Annotated in this window: 25 protein-coding genes; 17 read left to right on the forward strand and 8 right to left on the reverse strand. The window is 45.3% G+C overall.

Features of this window, described 5'->3' with window-relative positions:
- Position 1 precedes the first annotated feature (1 nt).
- The 5 genes from H6F77_RS28725 to H6F77_RS27930 all read left to right on the forward strand — a co-directional run bounded on the left by H6F77_RS28725 (position 2) and on the right by H6F77_RS27930 (position 2,731).
- Positions 2-235 (forward strand): cytochrome P450, encoded by a 234-nt coding sequence (locus tag H6F77_RS28725; RefSeq protein ID WP_277874039.1) that lies wholly within the window; start codon positions 2-4, stop codon positions 233-235.
- Between the two features lie 350 nt (positions 236-585).
- Positions 586-783, forward strand: coding sequence for a hypothetical protein (locus H6F77_RS15825; RefSeq protein ID WP_190427901.1), 198 nt, complete (start codon positions 586-588; stop codon positions 781-783).
- A 225-nt stretch (positions 784-1,008) separates the two neighbouring features.
- Entirely contained in the window at positions 1,009-1,380 is a 372-nt protein-coding gene (locus tag H6F77_RS15830) for a hypothetical protein (RefSeq protein WP_190427899.1), read from the forward strand.
- A gap of 86 nt (positions 1,381-1,466) precedes the next feature.
- Positions 1,467-2,501 (forward strand): glycosyltransferase family 4 protein, encoded by a 1,035-nt coding sequence (locus H6F77_RS15835; protein WP_190427898.1) that lies wholly within the window; start codon positions 1,467-1,469, stop codon positions 2,499-2,501.
- A gap of 65 nt (positions 2,502-2,566) precedes the next feature.
- Positions 2,567-2,731 (forward strand): hypothetical protein, encoded by a 165-nt coding sequence (locus H6F77_RS27930; RefSeq protein ID WP_309228863.1) that lies wholly within the window; start codon positions 2,567-2,569, stop codon positions 2,729-2,731.
- Positions 2,732-2,913: 182 nt separating this feature from the next.
- On the opposite strand, the gene H6F77_RS15840 is transcribed toward H6F77_RS27930, so the two are convergent.
- Positions 2,914-4,413, reverse strand: a complete 1,500-nt coding sequence (locus H6F77_RS15840) for a glycoside hydrolase 100 family protein (RefSeq protein ID WP_190427895.1) — start codon at positions 4,411-4,413, stop codon at positions 2,914-2,916.
- A 431-nt stretch (positions 4,414-4,844) separates the two neighbouring features.
- Between H6F77_RS15840 and H6F77_RS15845 the strand changes: the two genes are divergently transcribed.
- Positions 4,845-7,142 (forward strand): amylo-alpha-1,6-glucosidase, encoded by a 2,298-nt coding sequence (locus H6F77_RS15845; RefSeq protein ID WP_190427893.1) that lies wholly within the window; start codon positions 4,845-4,847, stop codon positions 7,140-7,142.
- A gap of 38 nt (positions 7,143-7,180) precedes the next feature.
- On the opposite strand, the gene H6F77_RS15850 is transcribed toward H6F77_RS15845, so the two are convergent.
- Together H6F77_RS15850 and H6F77_RS15855 are read right to left on the reverse strand one after the other, a co-directional pair.
- Positions 7,181-7,489, reverse strand: a complete 309-nt coding sequence (locus tag H6F77_RS15850) for a DUF2973 domain-containing protein (protein WP_190427891.1) — start codon at positions 7,487-7,489, stop codon at positions 7,181-7,183.
- A 43-nt stretch (positions 7,490-7,532) separates the two neighbouring features.
- Positions 7,533-7,862 (reverse strand): DUF2605 domain-containing protein, encoded by a 330-nt coding sequence (locus H6F77_RS15855; protein WP_190427890.1) that lies wholly within the window; start codon positions 7,860-7,862, stop codon positions 7,533-7,535.
- A gap of 240 nt (positions 7,863-8,102) precedes the next feature.
- Here H6F77_RS15855 and thrS point away from each other — a divergent pair, with 240 nt between their 5' ends.
- The 4 genes from thrS to H6F77_RS15875 all read left to right on the forward strand — a co-directional run bounded on the left by thrS (position 8,103) and on the right by H6F77_RS15875 (position 12,245).
- Complete coding sequence (gene thrS, locus H6F77_RS15860) at positions 8,103-9,941, forward strand: threonine--tRNA ligase (RefSeq protein ID WP_199313382.1); 1,839 nt, start codon at positions 8,103-8,105, stop codon at positions 9,939-9,941.
- A 163-nt stretch (positions 9,942-10,104) separates the two neighbouring features.
- Complete coding sequence (locus H6F77_RS15865) at positions 10,105-10,656, forward strand: hypothetical protein (RefSeq protein ID WP_190427888.1); 552 nt, start codon at positions 10,105-10,107, stop codon at positions 10,654-10,656.
- A gap of 90 nt (positions 10,657-10,746) precedes the next feature.
- Complete coding sequence (gene thrB, locus H6F77_RS15870) at positions 10,747-11,712, forward strand: homoserine kinase (protein ID WP_190427887.1); 966 nt, start codon at positions 10,747-10,749, stop codon at positions 11,710-11,712.
- Between the two features lie 23 nt (positions 11,713-11,735).
- Complete coding sequence (locus H6F77_RS15875) at positions 11,736-12,245, forward strand: hypothetical protein (protein WP_190427886.1); 510 nt, start codon at positions 11,736-11,738, stop codon at positions 12,243-12,245.
- Between the two features lie 51 nt (positions 12,246-12,296).
- Here the strand turns inward: H6F77_RS15875 and H6F77_RS15880 are convergent, their stop codons facing one another.
- The 4 genes from H6F77_RS15880 to H6F77_RS15895 all read right to left on the reverse strand — a co-directional run bounded on the left by H6F77_RS15880 (position 12,297) and on the right by H6F77_RS15895 (position 15,476).
- Positions 12,297-13,130: a M48 family metallopeptidase gene (locus tag H6F77_RS15880; protein ID WP_190427879.1), complete on the reverse strand. Its 834-nt coding sequence runs from the start codon at positions 13,128-13,130 to the stop codon at positions 12,297-12,299.
- Positions 13,131-13,306: 176 nt separating this feature from the next.
- Entirely contained in the window at positions 13,307-14,002 is a 696-nt protein-coding gene (locus H6F77_RS15885) for a TIGR00266 family protein (RefSeq protein ID WP_190427877.1), read from the reverse strand.
- 47 nt (positions 14,003-14,049) lie between these two features.
- Positions 14,050-14,727: a TIGR00266 family protein gene (locus H6F77_RS15890; protein WP_190427875.1), complete on the reverse strand. Its 678-nt coding sequence runs from the start codon at positions 14,725-14,727 to the stop codon at positions 14,050-14,052.
- 83 nt (positions 14,728-14,810) lie between these two features.
- Positions 14,811-15,476, reverse strand: a complete 666-nt coding sequence (locus H6F77_RS15895) for a TIGR00266 family protein (protein ID WP_190427873.1) — start codon at positions 15,474-15,476, stop codon at positions 14,811-14,813.
- A 144-nt stretch (positions 15,477-15,620) separates the two neighbouring features.
- Here H6F77_RS15895 and rsmA point away from each other — a divergent pair, with 144 nt between their 5' ends.
- The 7 genes from rsmA to pth all read left to right on the forward strand — a co-directional run bounded on the left by rsmA (position 15,621) and on the right by pth (position 22,070).
- A complete protein-coding gene (gene rsmA / locus H6F77_RS15900) occupies positions 15,621-16,436 on the forward strand; it encodes a 16S rRNA (adenine(1518)-N(6)/adenine(1519)-N(6))-dimethyltransferase RsmA (protein ID WP_190427872.1) in 816 nt (271 codons plus the stop codon).
- 55 nt (positions 16,437-16,491) lie between these two features.
- Positions 16,492-17,436 carry a 4-(cytidine 5'-diphospho)-2-C-methyl-D-erythritol kinase gene (gene ispE, locus H6F77_RS15905; protein WP_190427870.1) on the forward strand — a complete coding sequence of 315 codons (945 nt, stop codon included), beginning with the start codon at positions 16,492-16,494 and terminating at the stop codon, positions 17,434-17,436.
- A gap of 5 nt (positions 17,437-17,441) precedes the next feature.
- Positions 17,442-17,774 (forward strand): DUF3082 domain-containing protein, encoded by a 333-nt coding sequence (locus H6F77_RS15910; RefSeq protein ID WP_190427868.1) that lies wholly within the window; start codon positions 17,442-17,444, stop codon positions 17,772-17,774.
- A 554-nt stretch (positions 17,775-18,328) separates the two neighbouring features.
- Positions 18,329-19,954 (forward strand): HD family phosphohydrolase, encoded by a 1,626-nt coding sequence (locus H6F77_RS15915; RefSeq protein WP_242022194.1) that lies wholly within the window; start codon positions 18,329-18,331, stop codon positions 19,952-19,954.
- Between the two features lie 543 nt (positions 19,955-20,497).
- Positions 20,498-20,722: a DUF2811 domain-containing protein gene (locus tag H6F77_RS15920; RefSeq protein WP_190427856.1), complete on the forward strand. Its 225-nt coding sequence runs from the start codon at positions 20,498-20,500 to the stop codon at positions 20,720-20,722.
- Positions 20,723-20,788: 66 nt separating this feature from the next.
- Entirely contained in the window at positions 20,789-21,376 is a 588-nt protein-coding gene (gene hemJ, locus H6F77_RS15925; protein WP_190427854.1) for a protoporphyrinogen oxidase HemJ, read from the forward strand.
- Between the two features lie 46 nt (positions 21,377-21,422).
- Complete coding sequence (pth, locus tag H6F77_RS15930) at positions 21,423-22,070, forward strand: aminoacyl-tRNA hydrolase (protein ID WP_242022184.1); 648 nt, start codon at positions 21,423-21,425, stop codon at positions 22,068-22,070.
- A gap of 91 nt (positions 22,071-22,161) precedes the next feature.
- Here the strand turns inward: pth and rpsU are convergent, their stop codons facing one another.
- On the reverse strand, positions 22,162-22,344 hold the full coding sequence (gene rpsU, locus H6F77_RS15935) for a 30S ribosomal protein S21 (RefSeq protein ID WP_190427852.1): 183 nt from the start codon (positions 22,342-22,344) through the stop codon (positions 22,162-22,164).
- Positions 22,345-22,431 lie beyond the last annotated feature (87 nt).

A 22,431-nucleotide genomic window follows, 5' to 3' on the forward strand; every position in this document is an offset into this window, starting at 1 on the left:
CCTGCCCTTTGGCGGAGGCAGTCGGCGCTGTACTGGTTCAGGTTTTGCCCAGTTTGAAATGAAAGTGGTACTCGCCGAGATGCTTTCACGCTTTGATCTGGCACTGGCAGATAATCGTGAGGTAAAACCTGTACGCCGTGGTTTAGTTTCAGCTCCCAATGGCAGTGTGCGGATGATGGTCACGGGCGAAGGTCGCCATTCTCCAACGCCCCAATTAACTTCTAGTAGCGTCTAAGCTTGTGAAAGCAATTTGTATTTGAGCAAAAAAGAGCGATCGCTATCCGTAAATGCACTCACGATACTTGTAGTTATAGTCGTCGGGTGTGCAATGCAGTTTTCTCGGAAACGTTGCGGATTTATCCCGTAGCGATGCTGGCTTTGGCTCAAAGTGTAAGATTGCCCCTTAGCTTAATTAGCTATTAGTTTAATGTGGATACATGGCTTTCTCCCTGTATTTATCTTTTCCCCCATCGGGAAGATATATACGCATAACCGAAGCGTTTCAAACTAGAGGGTTTTCTAAAAAGACAATTTTCTCCTAATAAATATTTGCCTTTGGGTCGCAGCAACCACTGCTGTATTAACATGGCATTTGCCATCTTGGAAATAAAACTGATTCTCGTTACAATTGGGTCGCTTTATCAATTGGCTCTTAGCGATAGTCCAGTAAAGCCTCTACCCTGTGGTGTCGCCTTAGCGCCCCTAGCCAGTATGCGAATGTTTGTGACTTCCAAACGTTATGACAAATCCCCAACTTTTCATAGTAGCGCTACTTCTGCATAAACTACAGCGCGATCGCATCCTCTTTTCAACCCTCTTTTGTAGAGACGGCGATTTACCTCAAGTCTTCTACTGACTTTTCCCTAGCCAGACTTGAAATTGCGCCTTGCTCCCGATCTAAGTTTTAGCTAAACTTTTACCGTAACTTTGCAAATTCTTTGTATCTTCTTCATTTTTCCCCCTAGTCAAGCACAGTATGTTTAATGTAGGAGTAACAGGTCAAGGGTGATGTGGATAATTAATACAGTTTTAATTTTTGCAGGGATAGCTTTTATAAGTTTGTTCTGGGGAAAATTTGCTGAAGAAGTAATTAGGGCTATGAGCTTTTTCTTCTCAGGATTCCAATCAATATTAATTGTAATTTTCCAATTGTTACGTCATGCCCTTGTTGGAGCAATCATTGGAGCAGTAGGCGGTATAATTTTTTCTGCAATATTTCATATTTCTGGCGCTCCAATGAATGTGGTATGGCAAGTTGCTGTTGCAGTAGGATTAGGCTCTTTTTCAGTGTGGATGCTCAAAGCTTTGGTAGAAGAGTGGAGTAACTTGTATTGGAGTATTCGTAATGCCAGACGCAACACCTATCGCCCGCGGCGATAGAAGTTGCTTGCACTCATAGCTTCTGGCGTTTCTAAAGATAAGCAATTTAAGCTAAGATTGGAAATCGCCAACTTCCTGTTTGTATTATGAGAATTGCCCAAATTGCTCCACTGTGGGAACGAGTACCACCCTTTCGCTATGGAGGAATTGAGCTAATTGTCAGTTTATTGACAGATGAATTAGTTCAACGCGGTCATGAAGTCACATTATTTGCCTCTGGAGATTCCCTCACGACTGCTCAGCTTAAATCAGTGCATGAGCAGGCACTGCGGTTAGATCCCAAAATTAAGGAGCATGGACTTTATGAGCAAATGATACTTTCTCAAGTCTATCAACAGGCGCATCACTTTGATATTATTCATTCCCACGTCGGTTGTGCAGCCCTACCTTATACTGCTTTTGTAACAACACCAACCGTACACACTACCCACGGCATCTTTACGCCGGATAACGAGAAAATATTCCGGCAATTTAGATGGCAGCCTTATATCAGCATCAGCGAAGCGCAGCGAGAACCCAAACTAGGTTTAAATTACATCCACACGGTCTACAACGGCATTGACCCAGATGTCTATTCCTTCCAAGAAAAGCCTTCTCAACCAACTTATCTAGCCTTTGTTGGTCGCCTCTCACCGGAAAAAGGGCCAGAAGGAGCGATTAAAATTGCCCGTGCCATCGGCTTACCTCTGAAAATGGCTGGCAAAATTGATGTAGTCGATAGGGAATATTATAAGGAAATTCTAGAACCGCTGATTGACGGCGAACAAATCCAGTATTTAGGGGAAGTGTCCCACGAGGAAAAGGTGCACCTACTGGGAGGCGCTACAGTGACGCTATTCCCGATTACTTGGCGCGAACCATTTGGCTTAGTGATGATTGAATCGATGGCAACTGGTACGCCGGTGATTGGTATCGCAATGGGTTCGGTGCCAGAAGTCATCGCGCATGGTAAGACTGGGTTTGTCTGCCACTCCATAGAAGACATGATTTCAGCAATTCCAGAGGCAATGAAGTTAAATCGGCAGACTTGTCGAGACTACGTTTTAAGCCGTTTTAGCGTTCAAAAAATGGTTGACGAGTACGAAAAAACTTACCAGATGGCACTGCTGGGGAATGGCTGATAAAATTACGGATTGCACAAGTTTCCTCGGTGTGGGAACGAGTTACATCGCAGGATTAGGGTGGTATTGAGTTAATAGTTAGCTATCTGGCAGATGAGTTGGTGCGTCGAGGTCATGATGTCACCTTATTTGCCTGTAGGGATTCTCAAACTTTGGCTCAGTTAGAGCCAGTTTACCCGGTAGTGCGCTTAGCTCCATACAAAGCTGCTTATCAACAAGTCCTCGCTTGAAGTGATAACTTCTCGTTCCCATGCTGGGCCTGGGAATGCTACAATACGTGGCTCTGCCTCCGGGTATACTGCTAACTCATCAGCAATTTCTTTACACTCTCCCTGACACTTCAAGCAGTCTTTTTCTTAAAAATATTTAAGATGAGGCAGAGCCTCTAAATGTGTCTTTCCAACGGGAAACCCTACAATTTTGATGATAACGCCTTGCTCTTAGGCTCTATATAGTCATCAAAGCCAATTAACTTTAAATGCTTTGAACCATCCTTACCAATCAGTTCTTTTGCTAATAAGTAACCAGCACAAGTCCAAGTTTGATTTCTTCTAGCTTCTCTGCCAATTAAATGTCCGGTATGCCCATCATAGTATTCTGGCCATTCATCTTTTTGCAAACGTTTTCCAGCAAGTTCAATGGCTGAACTTGCAAAGTTTAAATATTCCTGTTCGCCAACTTTTTGAGCTGCTGCTGCCCACATCCACATCAGAACAGGCCAGCTGCCACCATTATGATAAGACCAAGGACTATTTTTTGGATCGCAGCCCGTGACAATTTTCCACTCTTGACCGTCTATAGCTGCATAACAGATTTTAAAGGGCATCTGTCCAAGAAGCTCTTTTTTGCGTTCTTTGATCAGCTTCATAATTTTTTCTGACATATCCTTGGTGGCTAGAGAAGATACAATTGCCATCAAGTTGCCTAGAGAAAAGAAACGGAAATCCATTTGCGAAGGGCCGATATTACCAATTAGATAACCGCCATCTTCTGGTATCCAATCATCTAAATTAGCATAGGGAATGGAGTTAGCATATATATTGTACTTATTGATAGCTGTTTCTCCATATTCCTCGACATTGTACTGATAGGTTTTATTCAATTCTTCCATATCCATCCAATATTCATCCCGCATATGGTTAGCGAGATCGATTAATCGTTTCTTGATTTCTGGAATAAGTTCTTTATTGCTGTGATTTTTCCGATCTAGTAGCTCATCAGCAGCACGCAAGGCAGCATAAAATAGCACTTGGATTTCTAAAGGATAACCATAGATACCCATCCGACGGTCAATCATACAAGCGCCATCGGGTACTAAGATAGTTGGCTCTCGATCGAAGCGATCGCTAAAGCAGAGTTCCAGAATTAACCTGATGCCTTCTTGGAAGTCAATTCGGTGGACTAAAGCAGTCTTTCCGGTTGCTTTCCAATACGCCCGCAACAGGATAATCCACCAGAGGCTAGAATCAACAGGCGTGACTCTAGCGATCGCGTGTTGACCAAAATCAGGTTCCAGCTTTTCTTTCCCCTGCTTTTTAATAATTTTGAAGCTTGCAGGCATCAAAACTCGCCCGGTGTTTAAAAAAGTGCTTGACCTTTCTTGCTGATGCAATTCTAATGTTACTTCAAGAAAGTTTTTAACAATTTCTTTGCCCTTGATTAACTGTAATTTTCCATTAATAGTAATTTCAAAGTCACCTTTTATAAGAAACAGAAGTGCTACAGGAATAAAATCCCGAATAAAAACTTGATCATAATTGAGCATATCCTTACTAACTTTGGTACGCTCATTTTCTTTCCGATTTTTTTTAGCAGTATAGGCTGCTGGCGTGCCTACCAAACTTCCTTTATAGGAAATTAGCGACTCAACAAGTATCCTCATTGCTTCTATTTCCAGTGCATTTTCTTCCATAGGACGCAAACCTCTGCAATTTTCATATCAACTATAGCAAGATGCAGCTTTCTCTTCGCCGCTCGTAATGAGGAGAATTGGACAACAACTTTAAAATAGAGCTTAGGATAGAAAGTGGGTGTATAATTAAAAGTTTTTATAATGCTCCCAGGCAACAAACGGCACGAGTGACTTGGGAAGCCAGGGGAAACAAGCGATCGCTTCCTCTGGCGACATGACAAAACGGAAAATTTTGTTGCGTGGGAATAGTTAGGCAAATAGTTGATTAAGTTGATTAAATTTGTAGAAGTGTGAAAAAGGCGCATATCTTGCAACCTTGACATCTAGTAGGATGTCAGGGAGTTTTGTGGGTCAAACTTCTACCATGATGATAGTGCGACCCAAATAAAGCCCTCACAAACAAGCTGTATTCTTGAGCAGAAACCTGATTCATGGCACCAGATACTCTTGAACTGGAAGGAAAAACCTATATTCGGGCTGACGAACTACCCATCCCGGAATGGCCTTGCGTTTTGGGCGATCGCCCCCAGCCGACTCTTACCATTAAAGATAATGATCTATTTTTAGTTACCGACACGCTGGGCAACATTTCTGGGTGTTTAGGCGATGACATGAACTCCAGCATGGGGTTGTTCTGCGCTGATACCCGCTTCCTCAGCCGCCTGGAGTTGCAAATTAACGAACGTCCCCCGGTATTGCTCAGCAGCACAGCTGATAAAGGGTTTGCCCTTTCAGTTTTGTGTACCAATCCGAGTATGGACGGAGGAGTGCGATTAGAAGGAGGAGATAAATTAGAACCAGAGGGGCAAATAGATGGCGGGGCGATGTTTGATTTTGCTCCCCTACGCGCCGACACCATAGGAATTGCGCGGGAAATTGTTCTCAATGGAGCGCTGTTTGAAGAATTAACAGTCTCCAACTACAGCACCAATTCAATTAGCTTTCAACTCAGTCTCAGCTTTGATGCAGATTTTGTGGACTTATTTGTAGTCCGGGGCTACGCTCGAAAACATAAAGGGCAGCTCTTACGAGCAGTGCCAAAAGGTGAAACCGCAGAAAAAGAAAATTTTGAGCTGAAATTAGCTTATCAAGGGCTGGATGGCTCTTTGATGGAATCTCACATTGAGTTTGTTCATCTCCAACCAGACTCGCTGACAGGTTACACGGCAGTTTGGCAGCTAGAGCTGGATTCGCACGAAACCCAGAAGCTGGGCTATCGGCTGCAAATGCGGATCAAAAATCGCCCCGCTTCGAGTGTACCTGCGCCAGTAACTCTAGTACAAGCGAGAGCCGCAGAGTTATCAGAGCAGCAAGATTGGCGCAATCACGTTACGCGGATTCGTTCGGACAAAAATACCTTTAATCGGGTGATTGAACGGGCTGAACAGGATGTTTATTTGCTGCGGCAATCTTTCGGTAAGGGCAAGGTACTCTCCGCTGGGGTGCCGTGGTTTTCCACTTTGTTTGGACGCGACTCGATCATTGCAGCATCGCAAACCTTGATGCTCGATCCGACTATTGCCCGCGAAACTCTAACTATTTTGGCTGACTACCAAGGTAAGAATGAGGATGATTGGCGCGACGAGCAGCCGGGGAAGATTTTGCACGAGTTGCGAATGGGGGAAATGGCTCGTTGTCAAGAAATTCCTCATACGCCTTATTACGGGACTGTGGATGCTACGCCACTGTGGTTAATGCTGTATGCGGAATATTTTGCCTGGACAGCGGATCGGGAAACTCTTGAGCTATTGTGGCCTAACGCTTTGGCGGCGATGGATTGGATTGACCGCAGCTGCCAGGAAACGGGCTATCTGAGTTACCAACGTCAATCGAAGCGGGGTTTGGCGAATCAGGGTTGGAAAGACTCTGGTGATTGTATTGTGAATCGCCAGGGGCAGCTGGCGATGGGCGCGATCGCTTTGTCGGAAGTGCAGGCTTATGTCTATTCTGCTAAACTCCGCCTTGCAGAAATCGCCCGGATGAAGAAGCGGTTAGACCTGTCGGATCGATGGCAAGACGAGGCGAGAGACTTGAAGAACCGCTTTAATCGCGATTTTTGGATGGCAGAGGAAGGCTTCTGCGCTCTGGCTTTGGATGGCGACGGCAATCAGGTTGATAGTATTACTTCTAATCCCGGTCACTGTCTGAATCTAGGCATCCTCTTGCCGGAAAAAGCTTATAGCGTAGCGGAACGGCTGCAAGCGCCGGATATGTTCAACGGCTGGGGGATTCGCACTTTGAGCAGTTTGTCCCCAGCATACAATCCGATGGGCTACCATGTAGGGTCGGTTTGGCCTCACGATAATGCTCTGATTGCGATGGGAGTGCGATCGCTAGGGCTTATCGATCAAGCTCTGGAACTTGCCAAAGCTTTGTTTGATATGACCATACAGCAGCCTTATCAGCGACCGCCAGAACTATTTTGCGGCTACGATCGAACAGAGGATAACGCACCAGTCAAATATCCCGTAGCTTGTTCTCCGCAAGCTTGGGCAACTGGCAGCATCTTTCAGCTGCTGCAAATGATGGTTAATTTGGTGCCAGATGCTCCTAATAACTGCTTGCGGATTATTGACCCAGCTTTACCTGAGTCGATTAATCGTCTGGCGTTACACAACTTGAGAGTTGGAGCAACGCTGCTGGATCTGGAATTCGAGCGTTCTGGCAGTACCACCGCTTGTCGGGTCGCCAAGAAGCGGGGGAACCTCCGAGTCGTGATTGAAGCCTGATTTCCTCATTCCCAGGCGATCGCCTGGGAATGAGAGAATTAATCTTCTTGAGGTTCGCTGCTATTGCCGGGAGACGATTTGTAAAGCGCATCCAATTGTTCGCGGGCATCTTCTACGGACATAGAACGCATCACCAGCAGCGGCTCATTAATTGGGTTCCCGGCATCATCTAACAGTTCCGGGTGCGGTACAGTTCGATAACCAGTGGCGGAAGTCATGTAGGGACCCGATGGTGGGTAACGCCGTGGAGTATCCATACTGCTGATAGTCAACAAGCTGCGGATCATATTCGCGATCGCTAAAAATGCCAAAATGGTAAAGACAACAAGATAAAGCAGGTGTAACATACGATTTTCCTCCAGGCCACACAGTCTAAGTAGTTGTTAGTTTTTATTTGTTATTGCTAGTCGCTTGCTCGGTACGGAACCGCATCCCCACCTGCCAGCACTCCGTTACTAGCTGGTGCCACGGCACCAAAGCAGACGTTTCGATACCGACTTGAGCGCCAGTTGCTAAGAAAAGCATCTGAGCTGTGCTGACTTCAGCTTGAGCTTGCTTTACCCGTTCGAGCAGGTCTGATTGCTGATTCTCACTTAAAAAGGGAATTTCTTCAGTTTCTAAGAGCAGGCGCGATCGCGCAAACCAATACTGAAAATCTTCTAACAACGGTTGTAATACCGTCTTGAGCAATTCGTTTTCCGGCAGGTTGGAAAGGGGCATGATAAAAGCCGAATACTATCCTACTTTAATCTTAACTTACTTTACAATTCTTAATGTTATTTAAAACTTTTTTAATAAAGTCTAGAGCCAGGGGAAAATTATTCCCTTTTTCCCTCCTCTCCAGCCCCCAATCCAAAATTCAAAATTGACTGACCCTTTGTCTTTCAACAACCTGGGTATCATAGAAGCAGTGCTATCACAACAATTCTGTCTATTTTCGCTCTTATGGTTCAGCAGCCAATGCCCCCCGAAGAATCTTCAGCTTCCCAGGATGTGCCAGCAAAGATAAATTTGCCCCGTACCAGTGAATCTGAATCCTTGAAGAAAATCCGTCACACGGCATCCCACGTTATGGCGATGGCGGTGCAAAAGCTGTTTCCTAAGGCACAGGTGACTATCGGCCCGTGGATTGAAAACGGATTTTACTATGACTTTGACAATCCAGAGCCATTTACAGAAAAAGACTTAAAAACCATCCAGAAAGAGATGGTCAAGATTGTCAATCGCAAATTGCCAGTAATTCGGGAAGAAGTCAGCCGCGAGGAAGCCGAAAGCCGAATTAAGGCAATTAATGAGCCTTACAAACTAGAAATATTAGAAGACCTACAAGAACCCATTACCATCTATCATTTGGGAGATCAGTGGTGGGATTTGTGTGCTGGGCCTCATGTAGAAAACACCAGCGAGTTGAATCCAAAAGCATTTGAATTGGAAAGCGTCGCTGGAGCTTACTGGCGCGGCGATGAAACCAAAGCACAGCTACAGCGAATTTATGCCACGGCTTGGGAATCGCCGGAACAGCTGGCTGAGTACAAGCGACGCAAGGAAGAAGCGCTGCGGCGAGATCACCGCAAGCTAGGCAAAGAACTGGGATTGTTTATTTTTGCCGATCAGGTGGGGCCAGGGTTGCCCCTGTGGACACCAAAAGGAACGGTGTTGCGGAGCGTTCTGGAAGATTTCCTTAAGCAGGAACAGCTCAAACGCGGATACCAGCAGGTAGTAACGCCCCACATCGCCAGAGTCGATTTATTTAAAACCTCTGGACACTGGCAGAAATACAAAGAAGATATGTTCCCGATGATGGCGGAGGATGAGCAAGCGGCGGCGATGGAACAAGGGTTCGCACTCAAGCCGATGAATTGCCCTTTCCACATCCAAATCTATAAGAGCCAGTTGCGCTCTTACCGGGAACTACCGATGCGACTGGCGGAGTTTGGCACCGTCTACCGTTACGAACAATCTGGGGAACTCGGTGGATTAACGCGAGTGCGCGGTTTCACCGTGGATGATTCTCACTTATTTGTAACGCCAGAACAACTTGAGAGCGAATTTCTCAACGTGGTGGATTTGATTCTGTCGGTGTTTAAGAGTCTGCAACTGAAGAACTTTAAGGCGCGTCTCAGTTTCCGCGATCCAAATTCAGACAAGTACATCGGTTCCGATGAAGCTTGGGAAAAAGCTCAAGGTGCGATTCGCCGCGCCGTGGAAACGCTAGGAATGAATTACTTTGAGGGAATTGGGGAAGCAGCGTTTTATGGCCCTAAACTGGATTTTATCTTCAGCGATGCTCTAGAGCGGGAGTGGCAGCTGGGTACGGTGCAAGTAGACTACAATTTGCCAGAACGTTTTGATTTGGAGTACGTTGCGCCGGATGGTTCCCGCCAACGTCCTGTGATGATTCACCGCGCTCCTTTTGGGTCTTTAGAAAGGCTGATTGGGATTTTAATTGAGGAGTATGCTGGGGATTTCCCGTTGTGGTTAGCGCCAGTACAAGCGCGACTGCTGACAGTAAGCGACGATCAGTTGCCGTTTGCTCAGGAAGTGGTAAACCAAATGCTACGCTGCGGTATTCGCGCTGAAGTTGACACCAGTGGCGAACACCTCAAGAAACAGATTCGCAATGGTGAAAAGGAGAAAATCCCAGTTATGGGAGTTGTGGGAGCGAAAGAGGTGGAAGCTAATAGTTTGAGTATTCGCCTCCGCGCTTCGGGTAAGCCAACTCAAGAGTTAGGAGCGATGCCTGTTAGTGAGGTAATTGAGAGAATCAAAGACGCTAAGCTCAACTACGGCAGCTTTTAAACTGTAGGGTGGGTTTTTTCCCACCTTACTGATTATTCCAGAGGATGAAGGGAGCGATCGCTCCCTTTTTCCATTTTTAACCTCTTTTCCTAAGCAATACGGAATCCATAACATTTCTGGTGAAGGGTAAGTATACAAACTTTTATCCTAAACACCAGCCAAAATGGAGAAATTACACGTTTTAGGAACAAGCATTTTTCTAGTAGCATCTATTGGATTTAGTACGTCTCAAGCTGCTGTAAAAAGTGAAAATATTTTAACAGCCGAATCCAACACAATTGAACTAGCCCAAAGTAACTCTAGATTTCGCCCAGATCCAGATTATCCGAATGTCCTGCGCGACTATGGTTGGACTACGCCGCTACCAAAAACTGGTAAAGTAACGGTTCGTCGCAATATTAAACAACTAAATTCCAATCGGCTGTTTACTCGTTGCCCTGCTAATACGGTGGTAGTTGCATTTGCAGAAAGTACAAATTACTTGACGCAAATTTGTTCTAAAGAATATGATTTATCACTTCCTAAGTATTACTTTGGACGCGACAAGAAAAGTGGCAGCAGTCTGAAGATTGTAAATAATGATGCAGATGAAGCTAATCAACTGAATTTTTCACAATCGCGGCTACACCTACTTGATTTATGCAGATGGTTCGCGTCCCGAAGGATCGAACGCATATCTAGAGGTGACGCAGCCGAGTGGGAAAACTTACGCTGAAGCGCTACTTTACTTGTACGATCGAAGATAATTTGTAACCCTCACTCTATAAACGGTGCGGGGATGCTGTTACCAACGCCTAATTTAAAGATGCCCTCTGTTTCTTGCGTAACCGTTACCGTTCCCGCTACGACTGCGAATTTGGGGCCTGGATTTGATTGCATTGGGGCAGCTTTGACGCTGTACAATCAGTTCAAGTTCACCCGGCTCGACTCAGCTAAACCGGAATTGAAAATAACTGTCACTGGTGCGGAAGCCGAACGGGTTAACACCAGTGCTGATAATCTGGTTTACCAGTCGTTTGTGAAGTTGTATCAGCATATCAGTGAAACGCCGCCGTCAGTCGAGATTGAGATTGATTTGGGTGTTCCTCTGGCGCGGGGTTTGGGTAGTTCAGCGACAGCGATCGCGGGTGGGTTGGTTGGTGCTAATCTGTTGGCTGGTTCGCCTTTGAGTCAGGCTGAGGTGATGGAATTAGCGATCGCTATGGAAGGACATCCTGATAATGTGGTTCCGGCGTTGTTGGGGGGTTGTCGTCTGGCGGCTACGGGTTTAAACGAACCGCAGCGCGGAGAACCCAGAGAAGAGGGATGGGAGATTTGTGAGGTTCCCTGGCATTCTGATATTGTTCCGGTGGTGGCGATTCCGGATTTTGAGCTTTCGACTTCTGAGGCGCGACGGGTTTTGCCAAATCAGTACAGTCGTGCTGATGCGATTTTTAATACGGCGCATCTGGGTTTGCTGTTGCGGGGGTTGGAAACTGGACGGGAGGATTGGTTAAGGGCGGCGCTGCAAGACCGCATTCATCAGCCTTATCGGAAAGCTTTGATTCCCGGTTATGATGCTGTACGCGAGGCTGCAATGGCGGCGGGTGCTTTAGGTATGGTGATTAGTGGTGCGGGGCCAACTCTTTTGGCTGTTGTACGCCGTGATTTGTGTGTGTCTGTGGAAGAAGCGATCGCTACAACTTGGCAACAGGAAGGAATTAAGGCTCAAGTGCGATCGCTCTCAATTGATTTGCACGGCGCAAGCAGCTCCACAGAAGCATTACCATGAATAGATAATCAACTTAAGTAATTATGGAGCCATTGCAGGCAGAAATTGACGCGATTCGCTCTCAACTTGAAGCTTTAAAGCAAGAACGCGAGTCATTGAAAGTAGATCCAGTATTGCCAAGCTATGACTCACCAGAGGCGATTGTTGAGGCTTATCGTCGTCATGCTAGAGAGACATCACAAATGTCTGCTGAAATCAAGGGGATAGATGATGCGATCGCTGCTCTGGAAGCTAAATTAAAGCAGCTGGTCGGGCAACCTCTAGAATTGTTACAAAGGCAGCGCAAACAAAACTCTCTGGAGCAGCAGTTAGATGAGGACAAACAACGCGCTCAGGGTCATGCTGAACGCATTAACGACCTCGCCGCAGAACTGGCAGAAGAAGTACAGGCGCTCAAAGCGATCGCTGACGACATTAGTACGGATTATTGGCAGTTACACGGGAAGCCTTTTATTACTGGGTTTAGCCGGGTTACGGTTCCCCACGTCCGTTCAGATGGGGCTGTTTGGACGATTGTGAATAAAGTTGTTTAAGAACCCCTCCCCAACCTCTGCCAGTTGACGGGGAGGGGTTAAGTTTAACGGCTATTCTTTCAAGTTGGAGAGCGTTTCTGGAAGGGGCGATCGCTCTTTTACAGGATAATTTTTCTGCTCGATCAAGCGCTGCAATTCTTTAACACGCCTACCGGGTGCTGGATGGGTAGTTAAGAAATCAAAATTCACACCTTTTTGACGACTCATTCGGGCAAAAAAGTCAGTTGCTCCTGCTACATGACCGTAAGTATTTTGTAGCAAAGTAAGTCCAAACTCATCGGCTTGAGATTCTTGAGACTGAGAAAATTGGGATTTGCTGACAGCTTCAACTCCAGAAGCAGCAACTGATGATAGTCCACCCGCATCGCCAAAAATGGTAGCGATCGCGATCGGGAAAATCAGCTGGCGCACTAAACTGCGTAAATGATCGCGATGGGCAAAATGTCCCAACTCATGTCCCAACACCATCATCAGCTCATTTTCAGATTCGATTTGCTTGAGTAACCCCGCGTAGATGATTATGCGATCGCCTGGTAAAGCTAGAGCATTCACCGTATCACCTGGCAAATATAGCACTCGGTAATCCCGCTCTTGTCTCACCTGCTGCGCCAATTTTGTTTCCAGTTTGTCTAGCAGCTGATTTAATGTCTCTTGAGTAGGTGACGGTTTAGCCAACTGTTCGTAAGCCGGAACAATTACAGCACCCAGTTGTTTTTCCACATTGGGAGGAATCACCCATACCAGGCTATTAATCAGCAAACCAAACAGCCAAATAACACCGACAATAAAGCCAATAAACAGCCCCAGAATTATGAGCAGTTGGCGGTTACTTGGGGGCGGATTGCGATTAATAGATGTTGCTGTTGAAGGAATTTCAGAAGACATGATATTAATTATTAGTACCGTGCAATGGCACTTACAAAAGCCGAAAATTAACTTTTAGGTCGGGTTGAACGATAGTGAACCCTACAACTCTCTTAGATTAGCTAGATGTTGGGTGAGGCTCCAAGAGCGCAACCTACGTTTTTAAGTAAGTGCTGCATCCACACAGTATTTTTTTATCAATTACTACTCTTAACTGGACGAAACGGATTCAAGAAATTAATCAACGCATAAAGCTCCCGCGACTGAATCCATAAACGTCCGTTACCCTGAAAGCGACATACTAATCCTTCACCACCTAAAATTCCAGTCCTCAACCCTTTAAATGACAAACCACCTAACATCTCAACTTTGTATTGTAACGAATCTTCAAACGCTACAATGTAGCCAGTATCTACTACATAATCACCTGCCACTGGAATTTCTACAATTGCTCCATAAGAACTAAACCAGATATCACCTTGTCCAGTTGCACGAAGTAAAAACAAGGACTCTCCACTAAAGAAGCCTTTAAAACCTTGAAACTTAGTATCGATTTGAACTGTGGGACTAGCAGCAACAAATCCAGAAGATTGCACCATTAAACCATTACCATTCAGGTAGTAATGTTGAATTTCTCCAGGGACTCCAGGTGAAACATACAGTTCTCCTGCTCTACCTTCAGCGGTGAATTCACTGATAAATAAAGATTCCCCACCCAGCATTCTACCAAGACCTTTCATTAAACCACCTTGCACCTTAGATTTCATTTTGATGCAAGAGTCCATCGCCGCCATTGCTCCTGATTCAACTAACACTGTTTGATTTGCCCTCAAGTCGAACCGTAGGGAGGCATATGCAGGAGAATGTTCAATTTCGTATTTTATTTCATTCATATCTTTAAACTGTTAATTATTTGTTCTCCGTGAAGAATGACTAATGCTTATCGTGCCGGAAGCTGAGCGCCGACCAGCATACCAAAGGCACCAGGATTGTGAGTTTGGCAAAACACTTTACCTTGTCCTTTAAACCGGCAAATGAAACCTTCACCGCCTAAGAAAGAACCGATCAAACTAGAAGTTGCTTTTTTTATTTCAAATGTCAGGCTTTTTTCAAAGGCAACAATATGTCCGGTATCAACAATATATTCACCGTTTACTGATATTTCATAAATTGCCCCAAAGGAACTGAGAAGAATCGAACCATTGCCAGTTACATCTAACCAAAAGATTGATTCGCCAGAAAATAAAGATTTAAAGCCTTGAAATCCCAAGTTAATATCGACATCTGATTCACTGGCTAGGTAAGAAGCAGACTGCACAACTAAACCATCGCCAGTCATTTTATAAGGCAAAATATCGCCCATCAATTTTGGAGCCAGAAATATTTCACCCCCAGCAGTAGGAGAACGGAAGACACTTAAAAATAACGACTCGCCAGCCACCATGCGCTTGAGTCCGCCTAAGATTCCGCCGCCTTTTCCTTGGCGTAAAGTGGTACTAGCATTGATGTAACCACTCATGGCAATCATTCTGCCAGCTTCTGCAACTAATTCTTCACCAGCACTTAAGGTAACGCGAGCGATCGCGCTGTCTGGTTGATGTAAAATTTCTACATTCATCTGGAAGAAATCTCCTAAAATAGTTTTGAAGGTTGAATTTTATTTTTTAAGAACTCAAATAGCCTTCAAAATTGAAAACTTTATTACCGTAATTTGGGGCTTAAATACCTAACTAATCCCCCAACACTGCGAGACTGTAAATAAATCTCCCCTTGACCAGTCAGACGGTTTACTAATCCTTCTCCCGAAGTGACAGAACCAAGCAATCCGCCAGCCAACCCAATATTCATTTTGATTCCTGGGTCATAAGCAACTAAATGACCGCTATCTACTACAAATTCGCCAGAAATACGTTTTTGAGTAATGCCACCATAAGCACCAAAAAACACTTGTCCCTGACCGTTTAACTTCAGCTTAAACAGTCCTTCTCCTGATACCCAGCTCTTGAAACCTGCCCACTGTACTCCCATATTTACGCCTGGAGTATGGGCAATATAAGCACCGGGTTGGAAGCAAATTTCCCGTCCACCCCGTAAATCAATACAAACTATATCGCCAATGGTGGATTGAGTTAAAACTAACTGCAAGGGTTGCTGTGAATTGTTAGTAAAAACATTAACAAATAATGATTCTCCACCAAAGAATTTCTTTAACAATCCTGAGATGAAACCACCGGAAAACTCTGTTTTTATGGATAGTTGAGCATCCATACTGGTCATAGCTCCCGCCTCAGCGGTCAGACTATCACCCGGATTCAAGGTGACAAAAACAGAGGCAAAGGCTGGTTTGTAACGAATTTCGTACTTCACCGATAAATCTCCTGCTTTTGGTGGATGCAGATATATACAAGTTTGACAGAAGTTTTTCCGGTGTCCAGATTTATTAAGGAAAATAGATACATCTTAAAACAGGTTAAACGTGTAGCTGGTATCGCTCCCCAGTACAATCAAGTTATGACCCCTCAACCTAGAAAACAATTTGCTCAACACTGGCTGCGAAGCGACAAGGCGCTGAATCAAATTGTCGCCGCAGCTGCTTTATCGAAATGCGATCGCGTTCTGGAAATCGGCCCCGGTACTGGTATCCTGACTCGTCGCTTATTGCCCCTGGCTGAATCGGTTATCGCTGTCGAAATTGACCGCGATTTATGCCAACTGCTGGCTAAACAACTGGGTAAGGTGGAAAATTTTCTCCTTCTACAAGGCGATTTTCTTTCCCTCGATTTAGACACTTCTTTAACTTCATTCCCAGCCTTCCAAAATCCAAATAAAGTTGTTGCCAATATTCCCTACAACATCACTGGCCCAATTTTGGAAAAATTGTTAGGTACAATTTCCCAACCCGCAGCCAAACCGTTTGATTCAATTGTGCTGCTGGTGCAGAAGGAAGTAGCACAAAGGCTGTATGCTAAACCAGGCTCGAAAGCATTTGGAGCTTTATCGGTGCGGGTGCAATATCTGGCAGAGTGCGAGTTAATTTGTATTGTCCCAGCAGGAGCGTTTCATCCGCCGCCCAAAGTTGATTCAGCGGTGGTGCGTCTGCGTCCGCGAATGACGGAACCACCAGCCGATGACCCGAAGCACCTAGAGACTTTGTTAAAGTTAGGCTTTGCCGAAAAGCGCAAAATGTTGCGAAATAATTTGAAAGGCATAGTAGAACGCGATCGCCTCACCCAATTACTGGAACAATTAGAAGTAAACCCCCAAGCCCGCGCCGAAGACTTAAGCGTTGCTCAATGGGTAGCCTTGAGTAACTTGGATCTTGCCTAACAACTAAAGTCGCCGTCACCCTTCCAGGGTGCGGGCATCCCTTACCGACTACACTATGCGTTCCTACTCCCTGATTTCCCCAGCCAAAATTAATCTCTACCTGGAAATTATCGGCGATCGCCCGGATGGTTATCACGAACTGGTAATGGTGCTGCAAAGCATCGGCTTAAGCGATCGCATAAATTTGCGATCGCTTAGTACCGACATCATCCGCGTTCAATGCGATCATCCCCAAGTGCCGCAAGACAAAAGTAATCTTGCTTACCGGGCGGCAGAATTGATGGCAGTAAAATTTCCCGAAGCCTTTGCCCAGTATGGCGGCGTTGAAATTGCCATAGAAAAACAAATCCCCGTAGGGGCTGGACTCGCTGGCGGATCTAGCAATGCCGCAGCTGTTATCGTCGGGATAGATTTGCTGTGGCATCTGGGACTCACTCAGTCGGAATTGCAAGAACTGGCTGCAAAAATTGGCTCAGATGTTCCTTTTTGTATCGCAGGCGGCACAGCACTGGCAACTGGGCGGGGTGAGGAACTTTCTCCTCTGCCCAATTTGGATCGTCTCTATGTCGTCTTGGGCAAATACCGCAATCTTGCGGTTTACACTCCGTGGGCTTACCAAACTTACCGACAGCAATATCTCAGTTCCTACGTTAGGGATGCTGATAGTTTGGAAGCACGCAGGGAACGAGTACATTCTGGGCCAATGGTGCGAGCTATCTACAATAAAGATGGAGCAAAAATCGGTCAACTGCTGCACAATGACTTAGAGAAAGTCGTATTGCCAGAGTATCCCCAAGTATTGCGACTGCGGGAAGCTTTCATCAGTGCTGGTGTCTTGGGAACCATGATGTCGGGTTCCGGGCCAACAGTATTTGCACTCTGCGAAACAGAAGCCCAAGCACAACAGGTACAGCAGCAAGTTAGACAGTCAATTCTTGACCCCGATTTAGACTTGTGGGTAACTGGGGTAACAACTAACGGTATTCATGTTTCAACTTAAAATTTATGACTGATCCTACTCCTACACAAAATCCAGCTGCCCAACCAACCGAAACACCAACGACTCCTCTACGCTGTTTGACTGGGGCGTTGATTGCAGGAGGAATGGCATATTGCCTCTACTTGCTCACCGTCTCGATTTCTCAAACTTTTGCCGCTAAGCCTATTTCATCGGATAACGTTACTGCGATTAATATCGCGATCGCTGTTCGTACTCTCGTTGTTGGTATGAGCGCACTGGGAACATGTATCTTTGGTTTAGTAACTCTTGGTCTTCTTGCCTTAGCTATTCAAATTACGTTTCAACGTCTGACAAACCGCACACCACCAACTCAATAGTATAAGTAGGTACACATAATTCAACTTGAATAGCAAGGAGTCCCCTACCATATCTGTACTCGGATTGGTGGAGGGAGGCATTGCGCGTAAATTACGGAACGTCCTCCAACTAATATTCGCGCCCCCGCGGCTCAGGAAAGGAAGACAGTTAAGTAATTTACAATTTTCATGTATTGAAATATCCTGAGAGGATAAAGTTTTCCTTTCCCTAATTTTACTTGTTCTTTTTTGCGCCCCTTAAAAAAACATTTATTTATTCTTTATAATTAATTGTTAATGTTTCATCATTTCTTTAAAAATTATGCTAACAGATGATGACTAATAGCAGATGATAGTGATATAAGAAGCATTGAGTGCTTGACGCGGAAAATCAAGCTGAGATATTAGTAGGTTAACAGATGAAATCAAAGACGGCAAAAATAAACCGATCTTTGCCCATCGCTTAGCTAGAAGTTGAGCAGGGGAAAATTTTTATAAGTAAAATAACTTGACTGTAATCAAAGGGTGCAATAATTATGATAGTTTCCCATTGCCAGACGACAGCTAAAAACCAGATGTATCTGCCCCAAATAGAGCAACCAGCAGAACTAATCGAGCAACTTTTGGCGATAGGGACAGCACTTTCGGGCAGTCAAGATTTAGGAGAATTACTAAATCTGATTTTATCTAAGAGTCGCGAGATTACTTGTAGCGATGCGGGAAGTGTTTATTTAATAGATCGAACTGAAGACACTCCCAAGTTGGTATTTAAAGTAGCACAGAATGATTCTCGATCGAGCGATTCCTTTCGAGAGTTCTGCGTGCCGTTAACTCCAAAAAGTTTGGCGGGGTACGTGGCGCTGACGGGTGAAAGCCTAAATTTGCCAGATGCTTATAATTTACCTCCAGATGTTCCCTACCAGCTGGATCGCAGTTTTGACCGCAGTATTCCCTACCACACGCGCTCAGTGTTGGTGCTGCCAATGCAAGACGCTGAAGGAGAAATTATAGGGGTGCTTCAGCTGATCAATCGCAAGATTAATATTAACGCGGTTGTAACTCCGGAAAATGTGCGGGATGTTACTCAACCTTATTCGGCGTGGGAAGAATACGTTGTGCGAAGTCTTGCTTCTCAGGCGGCGATCTCTATTGAACGCAATCAATTACAAAAGAGTATTGAAAATCTCTTTGAGGGCTTTGTCAGAGCTTCTGTTCAGATTATTGAAGCGCGAGATCCCACGACATCGGGGCATTCTGAGCGAGTTGCAGACTTGGTGGTGCGTCTGGCTCTAGAAGCGAGTACAGTAACCACAGGGCCATTGCGGTTGATTTATTTTAGCGATCGCCAAATCCAAGAAATTCGTTATGCAGCACTGTTGCATGACTTTGGCAAAGTAAGTACACCAGAAGCTATTTTAGGCAAGCAGAAAAAACTTTATCCAGCCCAGCTGGAGGTGATTCGGAACCGCTTTGCTGTAGCGCAGCGCACCTTAGAAATGGAATGCGCCCAGAGTAAGTTTAAATATTTAATTGAGCATCCCAGCCACCGCCACAATGATTCCGAAAACGTCTGTTCCCACTGCCAACAACTGCAACAATTAGATAGCCAAGTTGAAGATGCGATCGCTAAACTCAATGAATATTGGCAGCTATTACTAGAGGCAAACGAACCGCATATTCTAGCCCAAGAGCTTCCAGAACGACTCAGAGAGTTGTCTGAATACACCTATCAAGATGTTGATGGTGAGATGAAGCCGCTGATGTCACCTCAAGAATTGTCTCAACTTATGGTGCCTAGAGGTAATTTGACAACCGCAGAGCGATCAATAATCGAAGCCCACGTCACCCACACCTACGAATTTCTCAAGCGAATTCCCTGGACAAAGCATCTAAAAAATGTTCCCTTGATTGCTGCTTTGCATCACGAAAAACTCGATGGTACTGGCTATCCCCAAGCCTTGACACAGGCAGAAATTCCCATTCAAACCCAGATTTTGACGATTGCAGATATTTACGATGCACTCACAGCAAGCGATCGCCCTTATAAACGTCGATTGCCTGTTGAAAACGCGATCGCCATTCTCAGAGCAGAAGCAGCTCAAAGCAAAATCAACACCGATCTAGTCACCCTGTTCGAGCAACGCCATGTTTTTGCTGCTTTAGGTCACACCCTCTCACTTGAAGCTCATTCAGCAGCTTAGGGGCGAACACGGCGGTATTCAGCCTGAATATGGCTCTCACGCCCCGAATCGCTATTTGGCAATTTTTGTCACATTTTCGCCCTAATTACCGAAAACTTATTAATAACTAATGCCACAGGCATCGCGCCTGTGCTACAGACTAATAATAATTGATGACTTTGCAATTCTTATCTTTAACCCAAATTTTCCCCACCTATTCCCCAGCGTTTCCACAAAGCCGTTCAACTTTTTCCACAGGTTAAGAGAGGTTTTCCACAGGGTTTAACGGTCGGATCGGGTCTTGCTGTTCTAGTGGGGATTTTTTTAAAGATACTGACTCGCCTGGGATGGACTGAGTTTTAGTAAAGATAAGTAACAAAAAGCGACCGAAGAAGCTGATTGTTTCGTGAATATTTTTTTTGCGTACAGGTGACTGTAACATTTCGCAGCATTGACAGGGTGGGGAAGGGAAGCCGACAATGATGCGACGGTCAGTTGTCCGTAAGCGTTGAAACTTTCCAACTCTTAGCTGACCACAGACCACAGACCACAGAAAGGAGTTCTATGAACGCAACAATCAGTATCCTGGCAGAAATCCCTGAAGAACTACACGAATCTCTCAAAAACTACCTAGAAACTCATCCTGATTGGGATCATGATCGCGTTTTTGCCGCAGCGCTGTCCCTATTCTTGCTGCAAAATGGTAATGGCAACAGCCCAGAAGCTTCGCAAAGTTATCGCAAAGCAGCACGGGTTTATCTGGAAACCCTTTTCCAGCATACGGTTTGAGAAATAGGGCTGGATCTAACAAAAACTTGTTGATATTGTCGGATTTGACTGTAGAGGACACGATTAATGGCTTATTTCTGGTATAAGGCTTTTCACATTGTCGGCTTTGTGGTCTGGTTTGCAGGCTTGTTTTACCTGGTACGTCTCTTTATCTATCACGTAGAGGCGGGTGAGCAGCCAGAACCTGCCCAAACGATTCTGAAGAATCAGTATCAGATTATGGAAAAACGCCTTTACAAAATCATCACGACACCAGGAATGATAGTGACGGTAGCGATGGCGATTGGTATCGTCACTACTGAACCTGAAGTTCTCAAGCAAACTTGGTTGCATATCAAACTCGGTTTGGTGGTTGTTTTAATTGGCTACCATCATTATTGTGGCCGTCTCCTCAAACAGTTAGCCGAAGATCGATGCACTTGGAGTAGTCAGCAGTTACGGGCTTTGAATGAAGCCCCTACTTTACTGCTAGTTGTAATTGTTTTGCTGGCTGTGTTTAAAAATAGTCTGCCTTTAGATATCACCACTTGGGCGGTCGTGGGTTTAATTATTACTATGGCAGCTACTATTCAGTTGTATGCGAAAAAGCGTAAGCGGGATCAAGAAAAACTCCAGAATGAGGTTCCCCAACAAGAGGCGCAACAAACAATATAAAAAGGGCGTGCGATCGCTACCGTTTAGTGATTACTAGGAATTGACAATGAACAATAGACAAATGACCGCTGATAACCCAAATGCAACACCCGCTTTAGTAATTCCCCAGTTAATTGTTGGTTTGGGGAATCCAGAACCTAAGTATGACAAAACGCGGCACAACATTGGTTTTGATGCGGTTGATGTCCTGGCACGTTCTTGGCAAATTCCTTTGAGTGAAAATCGCAAGTTCCAGGCGCAGTTTGGCGAAGGGCGCGGATTACACGGAGACAAGATAAGATTACTTAAGCCCCTCACTTACATGAATCTCTCAGGACAGGCAATTCGCGCTTGTGTTGATTGGTATAAGATTCCCCCAGAGTCGGTGCTGGTGATTTACGACGATATGGATTTACCTCTGGGGAAGATTCGCCTGCGCCTTTCCGGTTCGGCTGGCGGACACAACGGGATGAAGTCAGCGATCGCCCATCTCGGTACTCAAGATTTCCCCCGTCTGCGGATCGGTATTGGCAAAACCAAAGCAGAACAGGACGCGGTTGCTCACGTCCTGGGTAAATTTTCCTCTGCTGAAAATCAAGTTTTGTCTGATGTCCTGCAACTGGTGACTCAGTCAGTGGAAGTATGCCTCAAGCAAGGGGTTGAGAAGGCCATGAGTCTTTTCAATAACCGCTCTGTTATCCCCAATTCGCCTTAGAAACCAATACGGTTCACGAAGAAGTTAAAATCCAAAACCTGTAACTATTCTTCAATGAACCGTATTGGTTTTTGCCTTAAAAGGAGTCGCCTTAACGAAAACGTCTTGTTTTGCGGCGCGCAGTAGTTGCCTTGCGCTTACGCTTCTCTAGGGGAGTTTCAAAGTGCCGCCGATACCTTGCATCTGCTAATATTCCCGCTTTGGAGACTTGCCGCTTAAAGCGCCGCAGTGCTGATTCTATTCCTTCATTTTCGCCTAAAACCACTTGGGTCATTCTTGTTGATTCCTCGCTAATGTTGATTGATTGACTGTTAGTGTGAGTGTCACCCACGACCACTTGTTCTATGTTGTAATACCTGGA

Origin of the sequence: Microcoleus sp. FACHB-831, assembly GCF_014695585.1 — a bacterium.
Lineage (GTDB): Bacteria > Cyanobacteriota > Cyanobacteriia > Cyanobacteriales > FACHB-T130 > FACHB-831.